Raw genomic sequence first — 16,821 nt, 5'->3', positions numbered from 1 at the left:
ACTCAGGCAAGTCATGAACAGCTGCTTCTGCTGCATTGACTCCACCCTTAAACTCAGGGACTTCATGTACAGCTGCTTCTGCTGCATTGACGCCACCTTTGAATTCAGGTACATCAAGAACTGGTGGTTGTTCTTCACCCTTGCTACTTGTTGGAGCATCTGGTTTCGTAGCAGAATCTTTTAATTGGTTGAGATAATCTGCGAAGTAGGCTACCATTCTTTCCGTTAAGAGATGGTTATCCGTCGCATATTTCATGCTCGCCTGAACGCTAGCCACTTCCTCTTGATTGTCCTTGTCTGTTAATTTCTGCGCCTTAGCCAAAGCTGCTTCATAGCCAGACATGTCAAGCGGTGTTTCTGCTACCTGTGGACGGTTAAAGATGAGTTCCGCTGCAGATTGGTATTTATCGCCACCATCTCCGTAAGTCTTGGTACCTGTAAGGACAATTTTCTTAGCCTTGATTGTCTTGCCAAAGTCAATGTCTTTTGGTTTGTTGTTATCTGGCCAATCTGTCACTGTGAAGGTATGTTCTTTACCAGACTCATCTGTGACAACCAGTTTCACATCACGCAAGTTACCATTTGAACCTGATCCACGTGGAACGTAGCGAAGTCCTGTGATTTCAGTTGGTTCTTTCAAGACCATGGTTGCAGGCTTGCCTACATCTCCACCATTCCAAGATGTATGCCATAGACTAGACACATTACCATCAAAGGCATTCTCAAGACCTTCATCTTGTTGAGCTGGCGCATCCAAACTTTCAAAGTCTTCTGCTACCAAGGCTGTTTTCTTCTGAACCAAAGCATTCTTCAGAGCTTCAATCTTGGCAATCTCTGCACGCGCTTCTTCCACGCTAATGTCATCATCTGCCTGACTGAGGTTAAAGACCGCCTCTTTCAGAGCATCCATAGACTCTTTCGTATAGTTGGTCATGGCAACCGTTGGCAAGTAGTTCTTCAGAGCATTTTCTGTCAACATCTTACCTGTTAGCGTAATTTCTTCGATGTGAAGATTGTCCATCATGAAGTCGTTGTAACCACGGAAGTTGGCATTTCCACCAGCATCTCCACGAGTATTGCTTGCGTTCCCAGTTGAGTAGATACCTACCCAAGTATCGCCTGTTTCTGCACCTGTCACGAGGAAGGTTACTTTCTTGGCTTTCTTAGAATCTGTCCAAGTATTTGGCAATTCATGCATTTCCAAGTTGCTTGCTTGAGTACCACGACGACCTGACTGGAATTCTCCCTTACCAACTACAAAGGCATAGGTATTGTCAGAGCCTGCTTCATATTCAAAGGTTACGCGATAAGTCTTACCTGCCTCAAAGCGGAAGTTTTGTGGGATTGTTTGGTAAACCAAGTTACGACGGCTCACTAGTCCATTTGTCTTCAATGACCAATTTCCTTCGATAACATCATCGACTTTCTTACCGTTCCAACCACGCTGTGTATATGGATCGTGTTTTTCAGACAAGTGAGTGCGGTTATCTTCGACACCTTCGACACCACCCACTACAAATGGGAAGATTCCTTGAGCAACATTTTCAAAGTCTTGTTTGAAGGTTCCTTGACCTGTATCATGCTTGTCTCCGTACATGCTTGAATTGTTTTCAAAGGTACGAATTTCATCAAAGTAAGTTGCTTCATCACCAGCTTCACGACTCAATGTCAGAGTGACATTTGATACGTCAGCTCCAGTTGTAAAGAAGGCGTACATATTTTGGAAGTAACTTGTATCATCAACTGTAGCATTTTCACGGCGATTGTTATGAGCATAAGCTTTGATATAGTTGAGAGCGAGTGACTTATTGGTATAGGTAGTCACTTCTTTCTCGCCAGTATTCACTGTGATACTTGCCTTAGCATTACTACGGTTATCAACACCGACATAAACCGCATACTTGGTATTTGGTTTCAAGCCAGTCAGTTTCTGAGTAAGGCTGACCTTGCTCTTATTGCCTTGGATACGAAGCATTTCATTTGCACCCTGTGATTTGACAATTTCTGCTTTAGAAGCATCACCAGAAATGGTCCAGTGTTTCAAGGTTCCACTGTTAAATCCTTGGTCATAGATGTGCATGCCTTCGCTCCATGACATTTCAGGATTGGTTTGTTTTGAACGGTAGAGAACATATGGTTGATTTGCTAGAAGGTCTAGGGTAATCTTGCCATCTTTTACAGTTAGTTCTTGCTCTTCTGTCTTACCTTGGTCAGTTAGCTTGTAAAGGTAAACCTTGCTATTTACCCAATCGCTTGGAAGTGTCCAAGTTGTTGCACCAGCTTGCGTATTGAAGTAGTACATTTTTTCCTTATCAGTAGGAAGTTTCTTACCATTTGCATCCCAGTTCCAAGGAGTCAAGTAAGCTGAACCATCTTGGATGATACGTCCGTTGAGCGTTACTGTACGTTCGCGGTATTGCGGACTATTGACATCGTTTGACTTACGAGTCACAACAACCTTGTTACCTGCTGCATCGACTAGCTCAACCTTCATTTCTGGAGTCCATTTATAGGTGCTACCATTATCGGTCATAGTAACTGGTGTACCATTTTCCCATTTGCTTACAGTGAAGTGTTGGAAGTACTTGGTCATCAAGTCATGGGCAAAGAGGTTAGTCACGTAGCCATTGTAATCACTTCTTCCTTGCCAGCCTTCAAAGTCTTTCATGCTGTAGCCACCTAGAAGTGGATAATCTGCTGCACCACCGTAACTTCTGTAGTCCCCTACCCAAGCATCTTTTTGGTGGTTACGGATAAAGCGGGTGATGGCACTGTTGATACCTTTATTGGTGTAGCCACCGTAGGTCAAGTCAGCTGCCCAGTGATGGAAGGTAGAGTCGTACTCACCACCGTGTCCCCACTCAATCGCAAAGCGCCAGCCTTGTTTATTGATTTCTTTTGCAAGAACGTGGGTAGCCCAGGCACCGTTATCACCTGATTGACCATTACCCCAAACGTCCACATAGATAAAGTCGAGACCTTCACCAAGTTTTTTCTTCAAGTCTTCCCAGCGAGCCAAACGTCCATGCGCCAAGTCATAAGCAGCATCAATGTTGATACCTTGGTCTAGCCAGTTCCAGCCGTAGCTATAGCTTTCATCTGGATTCTTACGAAGAATTTTTTCATTGAAGTACTTAGACTCAGGATAAGTTTCTGAAGCGTTAACGTGGATACCTAGATGAGCTCCATATTTCTTCGCTTTCTCAATCAAGGTCTTAAAGTCTTCAACACCACCGATACGCTTACCAATATCAGCATAATTCAAGTGGCCTGAGTCATGGCCTTCGCTACCATATCCTTTAAGGAGAACACCTTGTCCTAGACCATCTGTGTGAAGATTGATCTTCTTGATACCATCCAAGGTCATAAGGAATGGGTTTTGTGCTTGTGAGCCAAAGTTCATCGCGATACGATAAGCTGTAATATCCTTAACTTTTTCCCAACCTTGAGGGTTGTTCATGATGCTACGATAAGCAATGGCACCATCCTGCCAGTCGACTTTCTTGTCCGCATTGGCATCTTCAGTGATAACAACCTTGGCACTTGGAAGTTCCTTAGTATACTCTGGGAAGACAATGCCCTTATAAGCTTTTTCCCATTGCCATTCAGAGCTATGAATTCCAACATAGTTGGCATTTCCGACTGTTTCCTTGTAAGCTGTCAAACGAGTCCAGTCATAAGAACCTCCACCGTAGCTGTTTTGAGAGTTGCTCCAAACACCTGCAGCAAGCTTATCTGTAGAAACAAATCCATACATGTAACCCTTGGCCAAGTCTTTCATTGGATTGGTTACATCGATATGATCATCTCCGCTGACATGGGTATTATTTGACATGGTTGCCCCGTCAAACTTAGCACCAGCTTGATCACTCGAAACAGAGACTAAAGCATTACCAAGGAAACTAATAGAAGAAAGTAGTTTTCTTTCGTCATCAATCTTTTGACCTGGAGTAACTTGATTGTGGTTGACAATCTTGGTCACATCAAAGTGCAACTGATTATCAACAACTTGCAGACGGACCGTCATTTCTGCATTGATAAGATTAGCATCATCGCGAAGCTTCATCACGTACTCTGCTGTTGTCTCATTGATTTTTTTGTAGGTAACTTCAGGGGTGACTTCGTGTTTGTTGATAAATACTTTATTGAACTGTTGGACTTGTCCTGGCAAGGTATGCCCGTTCAAACTGTATTCTTTAATACGAGGGAAGGCTTGGTCAATTACTGCCTTGAGTACCTTAGACTGGATCGTATCATAAGTCACCTTGCTATCGTCAACGGCCGGACCTGTTTCTTTCTGGGCAGGAGTATCATCTGATTTTACACCTTCTTGATTGTCTGTTTTAACGCTGACAACTGTACGCTCATTGCCATAGGAACCAGCTTTTAGGACGATTTTCTTCTCATTTTTGAGAGTTTCATTAACAGCTGCTGGCAAAGTGACCGTATCAAAGAGTTTCTCATCATTATTCGTTGCATTGAGTTGTCCATCTGATTTGAGGGTGATAGAAAGACGGTTTACAGAACCTGGTTCTGGTGCTGCTACACGGTTGCCCTTATACCAGGTGCTATCGGTTGGAGATTTATACTCCCAGAACCAGCCGTCCTTGTCATAACCAACAAAAACATTGTTCTTGGTATCTTTAAATTTCAAGAAGACACCAAAGCGTGATTTGCCTTTTTCAGAATCATCTTTGAAGGTTAAATCAACCGTCGCATTTCCATTAGCGTCAACTGTCAATCCTTGTTTTTCAAACAAGGCTGGTTTATCGCCATTGTCGTTCTGTGCAGTTGAGGACAATTGATTGTAGCGGACACCTTTTTCTTCACGAACCGTAACTGTTCCCTGTTGTTCTTTATTCGCTACTGTTTGCCATTCAGGGGTTACTGTCTTAGGTGTTTCAGGTTTAGCAGCTGCAGGTTTATCCTCTTTTGGTTTTTCTTCAGCCGGTTTTTCTTTCTCTTCCAAGTCTGCTGGTTTCACACTTGAAATTCCCTGTATGTGGTCTTGGATCCATTTTAGTTGAGCTGGTGAGAAGAGAATGCCTCCGCTCCGTTTTCCAACTACACCATTTTGGTGAACACCGACTAGTTTGCCTTCTGTATCAAAGATACCGCCACCACTAGCGCCTGGTTTCCCTCCTTGGTAACCAATCCCTTGGACACCTTCTCCGTATGGTTCCGCAAAATCAACTGTAGTATTGACAATCGGATTCAATTTCCCTTCTGGATAACCAAAGACATGAAGTTTATCTCCGATTTTCTTAACTACTGGCTTTTTAGTTACTTCAACAGGCGTATTTTCGAGAACTGTACGCAATCTCACAAGGGCCAAATCATTTTTGAAGCCCTTCAGGTAGCCTTCACGATCCCAATGAATAATATCTTTCTTGCTAAACTTGACATCTGGCAATCCTGGATAAGAGATACTATAGATATCTCCATCCCCTTGATCATTGTCCACAACCTTACGGATATTGCCGTCTTGACTGTCCTTGATAAAGTTATGAGAAACCGTCAAGACAAGGTCTTTTGCAACGACAATACCGCTACCTTCTCCTGATGGCGTCTTAATCTTAACAGTCGCGCCGTAGTTTAATTCCCCATTGGTAGTCTTAGCCACATCTTCTGGGACAAGCTTCCCAGTATCTTGGGCCAATTGATCCTTGTCAACTTCGCGCCCATTGTCTTCAGCTTTCTCCAACCTATCTTCTAATTCTTTTGGCAGATTGCTTGGCTTTTCAGACTTTTCTTTTTCTTGAGCCAACAACTCTTCTTCTGTTTGTGGGCCTTCAGTAGTTTCAGCTGAACCAGGATTCTGAGCGGCAGCTTCCTTGTCAAAATCGTGCCCCTCATCACTAGCCTTTTTATCCAAATCAGCTAGTTCACTTGGCAAATTATCTGTTGAACCAACCCTTGCTTGATCAGCCAATACTGGGGCAGTCGCAAAGAAAGTCGCTCCAATCATCACCGAAGCTACCCCAAGCGTAAACTTACGAATACTAAACTTACAGCGTTTTTCAAAAAATTGTTTATCCATAAACTCCTTAATCCTTTCACTCAACAGTAAGCGTTTACATTTCTTTTTTTAAAAATACTCCTTTCTCTGAAAGTACCGTGCTTAACTGTCATAAATAAAAAATAATTATGCTTTTAATATAACAAATAATATCTAAGAAAGCAATAGGAAAAAGGAAAATTCGCAAAAATTTCTTAAGATGTCCTAAATTTAAAAGCTCGCTTTAAAGATATAAAAAGGACTTAGCACCCAAGGGGAATACTAAATCCTTTCTCATATCTTGTAAAATTATTTCACATGGTTTGCAAGGTCTTCTTGAGCCTTCTTATTAGACTCTTCTTTTTCTTTCAACCAGTTTTCTTGAGCTTTTTGGTACTCTTCTGTTGTTACCGCCTTGTCTTGTACATCTAGGTATTTATACAAGAGGGCTTCGCTCATACCCTTGTTACCAGAGTATGCAAACGGAAGTGTAAATGGTACCATCTTAGACAACATTGGACGACCAGTTTGAGAAGTTGTTGGGATGAGCAAGGCACTGTCTGTCAACCAAGCTTGGGCAGCAGCATATTTTTCATAACGTTTTGAAACGTCAGTAGTTTCTTCCCCAGCTTCCACAACCATTTTTTCGTAGTCTTCCAAACCAACTTGCTTGGCAGCAGCGTTGTTTGTTCCTGAGTCAAATCCTAGGTAAGTCTTTGTATTTTCCCCTACAGATGGTTTGATAATATCAAGGTAGGTAGAAGGGTCTGCAAAGTCTGGAGACCAACCCACGTTATCTGAGATATCCCAGTCTTCTCCAGCCGCAGTTTCAGCAAAGTAAGTGATGTTCAAGACATCGTCTTTTTGAAGTTGTTGGATATCGACAACCACATTATCAGATCCTAAGTTTTCTTCAACTGACTGTTTAAAAGATTGGACACGTTGAACTTTTGTTGTATTGGTTTGGTCTACAGGCATATCCAAGTGGATTGGGAATTTCACACCTTCCGCTTGAAGAGCTGTCTTAGCTTTAGCAAACTCTGCTTTGGCCTTATCTGGGTTGTAGAGTCCATCTTGAGCATCATCCAAGTTCACGTTGCTCCACTCGTCACCATAAGTCACCAATTTTTCTTTGACCATTTCGCCAAAGTTCTTTCCATCTGCCTGTACAAATGTAGGAGGAACAAACAAGTTACGAAGCAGTTTAGTTGCCCCGCTTGCACCATTTACTTGAGAAGCATAGGCCGTTCTATCGAAACCAAAAGCAAGAGCTTGACGGAAGTCCTTGTTTAGAAGAGCTTTCTTGGTTGATGTTTTTTCTTCATCGGTTGTCTTAGAAGTGTACTTATAAGACTGGCGATCGATATTCGTACCTACTAAATAAGTAGTAGAGTCTTGTTGTGTATAAACGATATTGTCTTTAAATGCCTTTTCAGTCTCTGTGTAGCTAGCGCTTGTTGGGAAGAGACGAGCCATTGTAAAGCTGCCGTCTTTGAAAGCTTCAGTTGGTTTGTTGGTATCTTGTCCATCCCAGAATGATAATTTAACCTTATCGATATGGACATTGTCCTTATCCCAGTAGTTAGGATTTTTCGCAAATTCGACAGAAGATTTAGCAACAATTGATTTGAGTAAGAACGGACCATTGTAGAGAATACTGCTTGAATCAGTTCCCTTAGCGAAGTCATCCCCTTTGGAGTTCAAGAACTCTTCATTTACTGGGGCCAAAACTCCCATCGTTGTCTTAGAATTCCAGAAACTTTCTGGCTTGTTCAATGTGTACTGAACTGTATAATCATCAAGGGCCTTGATTCCTACTTGAGAGAAGTCTGTAATTTCTCCTTTAACATAGGCGTCCAATCCTTTGATTGATTCTTGAACTAAATAAAGACCATCAGATTTTTTATCAGCAGCATATTTAAGTCCTGTTACAAAGTCTTGAGCTTTGACTTCTGCGTATTCCTCACCTTCAGAGGTATACCATTTTGCATCCTTACGAAGCGTATATGTGTAAGTCAAGCCGTCCTTAGATACAGACCAATCCTCAGCCATAGATGGTACAAAGTTACCATAGCGGTCATTTTCGAGCAAGCCATCGATAACGTTGCTCGTAATATTTGCTGTAGCTGCCTTACCAGTTGTCAAATAGTTTAGGTTATCAGGATCCGTTTCATAGATGTATGAGAATGTCTTCTCACCTTTAGCACTTGAACTTGATCCAGAGCACGCAGCCAGAGTACCAGCTGCCAGTAATGTCACACCCGCAAGGGCAAGTAATTTTGAACTTTTCATCATTTTCTCCTTTAAAATTTACATCCCATTATAGACCCTTTTCAGAAAGTTGTCAACAGAATTTTCAGAATTTTTGAATGATTTTAGCATTTTCTGAAAAAATTTTTTTGATAGATAGCCATAGTATTAAATTCCAATTTGTATAACTTACGATTTCCAAAATACAAACGGTCAAACCAAAGGTAAAAATCAGATTTTTTATCATTTTTTTGCTATGATTAGATAGAAGAAAAGTTAAGGAGGAGACAATGATATTAATTACAGGTGCAAATGGTCAGCTCGGTACCGAACTACGTTATTTACTAGATGAACGAAATGTGAACTATGTTGCAGTGGATGTGGCCGAAATGGATATCACTAATGCTGAAATGGTTGAGAAAGTCTTTGCTGAGGTCAAGCCAACTCTAGTCTATCATTGTGCAGCCTACACTGCTGTTGATGCGGCTGAAGACGAGGGGAAAGAACTGGATTTTGCCATAAACGTAACTGGAACGGAAAATGTAGCCAAGGCCTCTGAGAAATACGGAGCTACCCTGGTCTATATCTCAACAGACTATGTCTTTGATGGGAAGAAACCCGTCGGACAAGAATGGGAAGTCGATGACCTACCCGATCCGCAGACAGAGTACGGGCGTACCAAGCGAATGGGTGAAGAACTCGTTGAAAATCTTACGTCACAACATTATATCATCCGTACTGCTTGGGTCTTTGGAAATTATGGCAAAAACTTTGTCTTTACCATGAAAAATCTTGCCAAAACCCATAAAACTCTCACTGTAGTTAACGACCAACACGGTCGCCCAACCTGGACACGTACCTTGGCTGAGTTCATGACCTACTTGACTGAAAATCAAAAAGAATTTGGCTACTACCACTTATCAAATGACTCAACTGAAGACACCACTTGGTATGACTTTGCTGTTGAAATTCTTAAGGACAGTGATGTTGAAGTAGTACCAGTAGACTCCAGCAAGTTCCCTGCTAAGGCTAAACGTCCCCTCAACTCAACCATGAGTTTAGCCAAAGCGAAGGCGATAGGTTTCGTCATTCCAACTTGGCAAGATGCACTTAAAGAGTTTTATAAACAAGAAGTAAGAAAATAAAAGATTACGACATACATAAAAAGCAAGGGACCTTGAGTTCTCTTGCTTTTTAGTATGCATTTAGTTAATTACTTGTTGCGTCTTGGCATAGTTAGCCTCGACCGCTTCTTTTTCAGATTTCCACCAGTCTTGGTTGTCTGTGTACCACTTAATGGTCTCTTTGAGACCTGCTTCAAAGTTGGTAAACTCTGGCTTCCATCCTAATTCATCACGGAGCTTGCTAGCGTCGATGGCATAGCGGAGGTCGTGACCCGCACGGTCCGTCACATGATCATAAGCATCAGCTGGTTGTCCCATTTCCTTGAGGATGAGTTCCAGGACTTCCTTATTGTTCTTCTCGCCATCCGCACCAATCAAGTAAGTTTCGCCAATTTGACCCTTTGTCAAAATTGTCCAAACACCTGATGAATGGTCATTGGTATGGATCCAGTCACGGACATTCTTACCTTCACCATAGAGTTTTGGCTTGATTCCACTCAAAATATTGGTAATTTGGCGCGGAATGAACTTCTCGATATGTTGGTAAGGACCATAGTTGTTTGAACAGTTAGAAATCGTCGCTTTCACGCCAAAAGAGCGCACCCATGCTTTGACAATCAAGTCTGAAGCTGCCTTTGTTGATGAGTAAGGCGAGCTTGGATTGTACTTGGTTTCAGCTGTAAACTTCTCACCTGGACCTTCTCCATGACCTGGCAAATCTTCACGCAGAGGCAGATCCCCATAGACTTCGTCAGTCGACACATGGTGGAAACGAAGGTCATATTTACGAGCTGCTTCTAATAGAGTGTAGGTCCCGATGAAGTTAGTGTAGATAAAGGGGCTCGGGTCATTGAGCGAGTTGTCATTATGGCTTTCTGCAGCGTAATGAACGATAGCATCCGCTTCAGCCGCTAACTTGTCTACCAAGGCTGCATCAGCAATATCTCCAACAACCAACTCAACACGGTCACCTAAAATTTCTTCAATATTGGCACGATTACCCGCATAAGTCAGCTTGTCCAGCACTGTCACATGGACGTCTGGAAAGTTCTTGTAAACATAATGAACAAAGTTAGAACCGATAAAACCAGCCCCACCTGTCACGATGATATTTTTGTATTCAGTCATTTTTATTCCTTAACTTTCTTACAAATCTTCTTTTCTCAGAGGTTTTACATCCTTAAGCAGTGGATGATGTTTATCAGCTTCTGAGACTTCTGCTGCTTCTAGGTTTTCCCACTCAATGCCCAAAGCTGGGTCTGCATAGTTGACAAAAGCATATTTAGGCTTGAGTTCAAGTGCCCAATAGTCATTGACCAGATAGCTATAAGCAACTGTATCTGAGAGGACTTGGAAACCATTAGCTACGCCACGAGGGACAAAGATTCCCTTACTTGCATCAATCTCGGTCTGATAAACATTTCCAAAAGTCTCACCTTCACGTAGGTCAACCCAAGAACCCAGAACCTTGCCACCATCTGCTACTGAGATATACTTGTCCCAAGGTTCAGCATGGAGGCCTCGGAGAACATTTTTGCGAGAAAAGCTGACGTTGTTTTGCAGTTTTCCTTCAGCAAAGAAGCTTTCAGGAAAACCAAGCGGTAGCATCTTTTCTTTCTGAAAATTTTCCTTAAACCAGCCGCGATTGTCACCATGAACCGGAATGTCAAACTCTAACAAACCTGGAATGGCATCAATCTTGTGCACTGCAAGTGTTTTGCCGAAAAAATTATCTGTCATCTAGATTTCTCCAATCAAACGAAGCAAGTATTGCCCGTATTCATTCTTTTTGAGAGGTTGCGCCAACTTCAGCACATCTTCACGGCTGATATAACCCATTCGGTAGGCAATTTCTTCCAGGTTGGCAACCTGAACATTTTGCATCCTTTGAACCGTTTCGATATATTGGGAGGCCTCTAACAGACTCTCATGCGTCCCTGTATCCAACCAGGCAAAACCACGACCCATAACCTCAACAGACAAATCCCCACGTTTCAAATAAGCATTGTTAACATCTGTGATTTCCAACTCTCCACGAGCACTCGGCTTTATCTGTTTGGCAATCTCCACAACGTCATTGTCGTAGAAATAAAGACCTGTCACTGCATAGTTAGAGCGAGGATTCTCCGGTTTTTCTTCTATGGAAATAGCATTCATGTCTGTATCAAACTCGACCACACCAAAACGCTCTGGATCCTTCACTTGGTAGCCAAAAACAGTCGCACCCTTCTCTTTCTTAGCTGCCTTTTGAAGCATTTTGCTCAAACCAGGCCCATGATAGATATTATCGCCTAAAATCAAGGCAACACTATCGTCGCCGATAAATTCTTCACCGATAAGAAAAGCCTGAGCAAGTCCGTCGGGACTAGGCTGTTCCGCATAGGAAAGCTTGATCCCAAATTCGGAGCCATCCAAGAGCAGGTCCTTAAAACGGGGCAAATCCTGTGGTGTTGAGATAATCAAAATGTCCTTAATCCCAGCCAACATCAAGGTTGACAAAGGATAGTAAATCATGGGTTTGTCATAAACCGGCATCAGCTGTTTTGACGCAGCTCGAGTAAGTGGGTACAGGCGCGTTCCCGAACCACCCGCAAGAATAATACCTTTCATAATAGGCTTCCTTTCTGGCTAATTACCTATCCTATATTATATTTCATTTTGTCCCAAATTCCCTAAGGAATTTACTTCAATTTGGATAAGGCAGCTTTTAAATAGGCTCCGTCTCGAAGAGCAGCTCCAACTTTCCTAGCTTGTTCTGAAAGTTCCTTGTAGTCTTGAAGTGTCAAATCATCTAGTACTTTTTGGAGGTCGTGTAGAGAATCAACTGCTAGACCACACTGTTTATCCAGAACAAAATGTGCGAGAGCCGACTCTTTCCAGACTATTAGGGGAAAACCTGAAGCTAAGTAGAGAGAGGCCTTGTGCGAGTTGTTAAAGCGTAGGTAGTTTCCGTAAGAACCTTGGCAGGTTTCTGAGCTATCTCCGTCCCAGACCAAACCAAAACTACCTTCAAGAGCAGCTGGGAGGTCATCCGGCATAAAGGAACCAAAGTAGGTGGTGTTTTTCAATGCACGACTTTCATCATAGCCCACTCCATACAAGTTATAGGCTGGCTGGTCTGGCAAGTTATAAAGATAACCTGACTTTGCAGGGTTCAAATTTCCAGCTACGATAATAGGCTGGTCTTTTTGGAGATTTGGTTTTTCAGCAAAGTTTGGAATCAAGTAGTCAAAAATTTCCAAGCTAACCATTTTATCTGCTGGCACTCCTTGACCTACCAAAACTTTCTTCATGATATCGTTATGAACGATAATGCCATCCACTGACATCAAAGCTTTCTTTTCCTGGAAGTAATTGCGCACTTTATGACGGAATTTCACTTCTGAACCTGCTGCATGACGCAAGGTTTCAATATCATGGATCAAAAGATAGAATTTTGCTCCTCTTTTTTGCGCCTGCTTAATGAGTTGTGAGATGAAAAATGTATGGTGGATAATAGGGAACTGAATCACCAATTCATCTCCGGCTCCCAACTGATCAAACACAGACTTGGTCGCACGATATTTGTGTTGTTGAGCTTTAAAGAAATTCATCTTATACCAATTCTCAACCTTGAGCTCCAACCCCTCATAACCCTCTGAGATTAGAATAGATTCTACATCATTTCGCGCCTTACTCCCTGCATTCTTTTCGTGTGCATTATGCAGAAATGAATCCTTCAGATAATATTTCACCTTTTCTCCCCTTTATCTGTGATGTTCTTAGATGCTCCCTAGTTCTTCTTCTACCACATCCAATGCACGTTCAACAGTCACATGCATATCATAGTATTTATAATCTGCCAAGCGACCACAGAAGATAACGTGGCCATTTTTCTCAGCTTCTGCTAGATACTGCTCATAAATAGCATTGTTTTTGGCATCATTGATTGGATAGTAAGGTTCATCTCCTCTTTTCCAATCTGCTGGATATTCTCGAGTAATAACCGTCTTGTCCTGAGTCCCAAACTCAAAATGTTTGTGTTCGATGATACGCGTATAAGGAATATCACGTTCAGTATAGTTGACTACAGCATTTCCTTGATGATTTTCTTGGTCCAGAATCTCATGCTCAAAACGGAGACTACGATACTCAAGTTCACCAAACTTGTAGTCAAAGAACTGATCAATCATCCCTGTGAAGACAATCTTAGTTGCTGAAGTCTCCAAGTTCTCACGATCAGCAAAGAAATCTGTATTAAGCTCTACTTCGATTCCTTCCAACAACTTTTCGATGATGACATTGTAACCACCAATAGGAATGCCTTGGTAGCGGTCGTTGAAATAATTGTTGTCATAGGTCAATCGAACTGGTAAACGCTTAATGATAAAGGGTGGTAGTTCAGTAGCAGAACGCCCCCATTGCTTTTCGGTGTAACCCTTGATTAGCTTTTCATAGACATCCGTACCAATCAACTTAATGGCTTGTTCCTCTAAGTTTTTAGGCTCAACATCTTGCATGTGTGTCGTCTGCTCAGCAATCTTGTCCTTGACTTCTTGGGGTGTCTTTGTCCCCCACAAAGCATAGAAAGTGTTCATATTGAAAGGCAGATTGTAAAGATGTCCTTGATAATTGGCAATAGGAGAATTGATGTAATTGTTAAACTCCGCAAACTGATTGACATAGTCCCAGACCTTTTTATTGGATGTATGGAAGATATGAGCCCCATACTTGTGGACATTGATTCCTTCAACAGATTGGCAATAGATATTCCCACCAATGTGTTCTCGTTTATCAATCACCTTCACTTTCTTGCCACGTTTGTTAGCTTCGTAGGCAAAAATTGCACCTGACAAGCCAGCACCGACAATCAAATAATCGTACATAAAATCTCCTTATTTCTTTAAAACACTTTTTAGTTCTTGAAAATCCAAGACACGTAAGACCAAAACCAAGCCACCATAGACTAGGAAGCCAAGGACAGCATAAATCAAGACATTCACAACAGACGAGAAGTGCATGAAAGCTTGTACAGAATACAAGGCGCCGTACATCAAGAGAGCAGCTAAAAATATTTTTAGCATAGATGGAAGGATCTTGACCTCTTTTAGATACGAACGTGTAAAGTAGAGTTGGATGAGCCAGACTAAACCTTCAGTCGCAACAGATACGATCGACGCTCCAATATAGCCCAGAGGCGGGATCAAGAGGAGATTCAAGCCTACACTGAAAATAGCTGGAATAGTTGTTGACAGCATAAATTCACGATTGCGATTATGAGGTATCAGAATCTGGATTCCCATTATGTTGGTCCAGCCAATAAAGAACATTCTAAAGACCATGATGGAAATCGCATAGCGAGCATCTTGGAAGTCTTGCCCTAGGAAAAAATTAACAAAATCTTTGTTAACAATCAAAATCCCCGCAATCATTGGAAAGATAACCAAGTTATACACTAAGAAAGACATTTCATGTAGCTTGTTAACCGCCTTTTGATTGCCTGATGAAAGGAGATTGGAGACCCGAGGCAACATGACACTACCTAGCGAAGTTACCAAGGTCAACAAAATATTCAATAATTTCAAGGCTTGATCATAAATCCCGACATCCTTGGTCGAAGACAAGGCACCTAACATAGTGCGATCTAGCGTGATGTAGAGCGAAATGGCAATCTGTGGCAGAAACAAGAGAATGACTGGTTTGATATGCTCTTTGGCATAGGCTATATCCAGATGCGGCTTGCGAATGTGCTCCCGAGCAGGAAGCCACATACTCAACTGACCTAGTAGATCATAGGCAACCAAGAGGATGATATACAAGTACAAGTCAGATGGTTTCTTAACAAATAGGAATATCGATACAACACCTAGAAGTTTGACCATTGTGTTACGAGCAGTGATTTTTTTGAAATCTTCTAACCCTTGAAAGAGCCAAGAGATATCAAAACCACGAGACAGCAAACTAAAGCCAAGAATATAAGCAATTGGATTGTTCATTGACGGTACAAGCAAACAAACAATTATATAAAGTATAACCGCTAAACAGGTTGAAAGGACTTGTAAACTGTAAATACCCCAGAAGGTCTTTTCAACTTCCTTACGATGGCCGGAAATTTCCTTGGTCCCATAATTGGCTACTCCCAGCGTCGCTAGTAGGATAAAATAAGTCACGATAGAGTTATAGTATCCGTAAGACCCCAAATCATCCGAAGAGAAAACTCGGGTGATATAGGGAGTTGTAATCACTGGTAGGACGATGACAAGTAACTGATAGGACAGATTGTACAAGTAATTTTTTAAAACTCTCACACGGCTTCCCCCATCTCAAATTTTTCTCCTTCAAATTCCATCGCTGGGATGGTAGCAAAAAGAAGGAACATAAAAATATTGTATGATGGACGAACCCAGAAGGCCTCAAACATACAATTGACTGTTACTAAGGCCAGGCAGGTTAACAATAAATAGTTCTTCCTACGATAGAGAGTCCAAGACTGAACCATGTATAGGCATACCAACATAACAACTGGAATCAAACCGTAAGTAAATAACATTTGTACATAAGACGAATCTACATAGTCATAGTTCAAAACCGTTTCTGTCTTTCCTCCATATCCAACAAAGGAAATTCCACGAATTCCAAATAACTGTACGCCATATTTCTTAAGCGCTTCATGTCCCAAATACAATCGCATTCCGAAAAAGTTATTCAGAGAAACATATATTGGATGAGACCAACTAAACTTGTTGGATAGATAAATCATGACCGAAGAAGCGATACCAGCCGAAAAAGGCAGTAGGCCAAATAAGCGCCATTCAGTCTTGTTACGATAATAAAAGTATAGAAAAATTCCTGTTGCTGCTAAGATGGAGCCTGCATTTAAACGGGCATCACAATAATAAATAATAAAGGCCGCCAAGGCTACACCTGATAGGGTTCTTAGTAAGATAAACTTCTTTCTCAGAAGATAGGACAGAGCAGTAAAGAGATAGAAACAATGCGAGGCAAAATCTGTTGGATAGATGAAACCAAAAGAGTTACGTACAACTACACCCACAGGGCGAGTTTGAACAAACTGTAAATTAGGAATAACATTGACTAACGATAGTAAAATAATAAGAACTATAAAAGATAAACTCGTCCAAGTATAAATTTTAAGTATAGACTCTAAATCTGCTTTATAAAGAAAAACAATCAACAGCAAAAACATTAAACCATTTAAGTTTCCTGCCTTATAATAAACCATACTTCCAACTAAAATGAGGGTAGGTGCAAATATTAAAAAACTCAAAGAATAGTTACGAATATATAAAAAACGCACAGCTAGTAACATGATTGCAAAGAAAGGAACAAAATTAGGTATACTAGGTAATACAGGTGCTAACATTGAAGTGTTTATCATATCTATAGAAATTATCACAAATAAAACTGGTGTCACGAGCAATTTATCACGTTCTATCTTTAACATTTTCT

At 41.4% G+C, this 16,821-nt stretch carries 10 protein-coding genes; 1 reads left to right on the top strand and 9 read right to left on the bottom strand.

All coding sequences use genetic code 11. The features are described 5' to 3' along the window. On the bottom strand, positions 1-6,040 hold a 6,040-nt coding region (locus HMPREF1516_RS01280; RefSeq protein ID WP_084647621.1), incomplete at its 3' end, for a SpGH101 family endo-alpha-N-acetylgalactosaminidase. Positions 6,041-6,307: 267 nt separating this feature from the next. After that, positions 6,308-8,290, bottom strand: coding sequence for a peptide ABC transporter substrate-binding protein (locus HMPREF1516_RS01275; RefSeq protein ID WP_000842598.1), 1,983 nt, complete (start codon positions 8,288-8,290; stop codon positions 6,308-6,310). Positions 8,291-8,538: 248 nt separating this feature from the next. On the opposite strand from HMPREF1516_RS01275, the gene rfbD reads away from it, so the two are divergent. Beyond that, complete coding sequence (rfbD, locus tag HMPREF1516_RS01270) at positions 8,539-9,393, top strand: dTDP-4-dehydrorhamnose reductase (RefSeq protein WP_000600924.1); 855 nt, start codon at positions 8,539-8,541, stop codon at positions 9,391-9,393. Between the two features lie 60 nt (positions 9,394-9,453). Here rfbD and rfbB read toward each other — a convergent pair whose 3' ends face one another. From rfbB to HMPREF1516_RS01235, 7 genes are all read right to left on the bottom strand, one after another. Next, positions 9,454-10,500, bottom strand: a complete 1,047-nt coding sequence (gene rfbB / locus HMPREF1516_RS01265; protein WP_000141510.1) for a dTDP-glucose 4,6-dehydratase — start codon at positions 10,498-10,500, stop codon at positions 9,454-9,456. A gap of 18 nt (positions 10,501-10,518) precedes the next feature. Then, the gene (locus HMPREF1516_RS01260) at positions 10,519-11,112 is read right to left on the bottom strand and encodes a dTDP-4-dehydrorhamnose 3,5-epimerase family protein (RefSeq protein ID WP_000131466.1); all 594 of its coding nucleotides are present in this window, start codon (positions 11,110-11,112) and stop codon (positions 10,519-10,521) included. Further along, the gene (rfbA, locus tag HMPREF1516_RS01255; RefSeq protein WP_000676122.1) at positions 11,113-11,982 is read right to left on the bottom strand and encodes a glucose-1-phosphate thymidylyltransferase RfbA; all 870 of its coding nucleotides are present in this window, start codon (positions 11,980-11,982) and stop codon (positions 11,113-11,115) included. A 71-nt stretch (positions 11,983-12,053) separates the two neighbouring features. Further along, positions 12,054-13,106 (bottom strand): hypothetical protein, encoded by a 1,053-nt coding sequence (locus HMPREF1516_RS01250; protein WP_000878652.1) that lies wholly within the window; start codon positions 13,104-13,106, stop codon positions 12,054-12,056. A gap of 27 nt (positions 13,107-13,133) precedes the next feature. Next, positions 13,134-14,237 (bottom strand): UDP-galactopyranose mutase, encoded by a 1,104-nt coding sequence (glf, locus tag HMPREF1516_RS01245; RefSeq protein WP_000272512.1) that lies wholly within the window; start codon positions 14,235-14,237, stop codon positions 13,134-13,136. 9 nt (positions 14,238-14,246) lie between these two features. After that, entirely contained in the window at positions 14,247-15,659 is a 1,413-nt protein-coding gene (locus tag HMPREF1516_RS01240) for a flippase (protein WP_033605616.1), read from the bottom strand. Then, a complete protein-coding gene (locus tag HMPREF1516_RS01235; protein WP_000912322.1) occupies positions 15,656-16,816 on the bottom strand; it encodes a hypothetical protein in 1,161 nt (386 codons plus the stop codon). The genes HMPREF1516_RS01240 and HMPREF1516_RS01235 overlap by 4 nt, the downstream gene beginning before the upstream one ends. Positions 16,817-16,821: the final 5 nt, after the last annotated feature.

It is taken from the genome of Streptococcus sp. CM6 (assembly GCF_000526095.1).
Taxonomy (GTDB): Bacteria; Bacillota; Bacilli; order Lactobacillales; family Streptococcaceae; genus Streptococcus; species Streptococcus oralis_BW.
The sequence above is the reverse complement of the archived record's forward strand: the minus strand, read 5'-3'. Positions and strand labels throughout refer to the sequence as shown.

Coding starts and splice junctions, on each gene's coding strand:
- HMPREF1516_RS01275 (WP_000842598.1), bottom strand. CDS start 8,290: ATGAAAAGTTCAAAATTACTTGCCCTTGCGGGTGTGACATTACTGGCA.
- rfbD (WP_000600924.1), top strand. CDS start 8,539: ATGATATTAATTACAGGTGCAAATGGTCAGCTCGGTACCGAACTACGT.
- rfbB (WP_000141510.1), bottom strand. CDS start 10,500: ATGACTGAATACAAAAATATCATCGTGACAGGTGGGGCTGGTTTTATC.
- HMPREF1516_RS01260 (WP_000131466.1), bottom strand. CDS start 11,112: ATGACAGATAATTTTTTCGGCAAAACACTTGCAGTGCACAAGATTGAT.
- rfbA (WP_000676122.1), bottom strand. CDS start 11,982: ATGAAAGGTATTATTCTTGCGGGTGGTTCGGGAACGCGCCTGTACCCA.
- glf (WP_000272512.1), bottom strand. CDS start 14,237: ATGTACGATTATTTGATTGTCGGTGCTGGCTTGTCAGGTGCAATTTTT.
- HMPREF1516_RS01235 (WP_000912322.1), bottom strand. CDS start 16,816: ATGTTAAAGATAGAACGTGATAAATTGCTCGTGACACCAGTTTTATTT.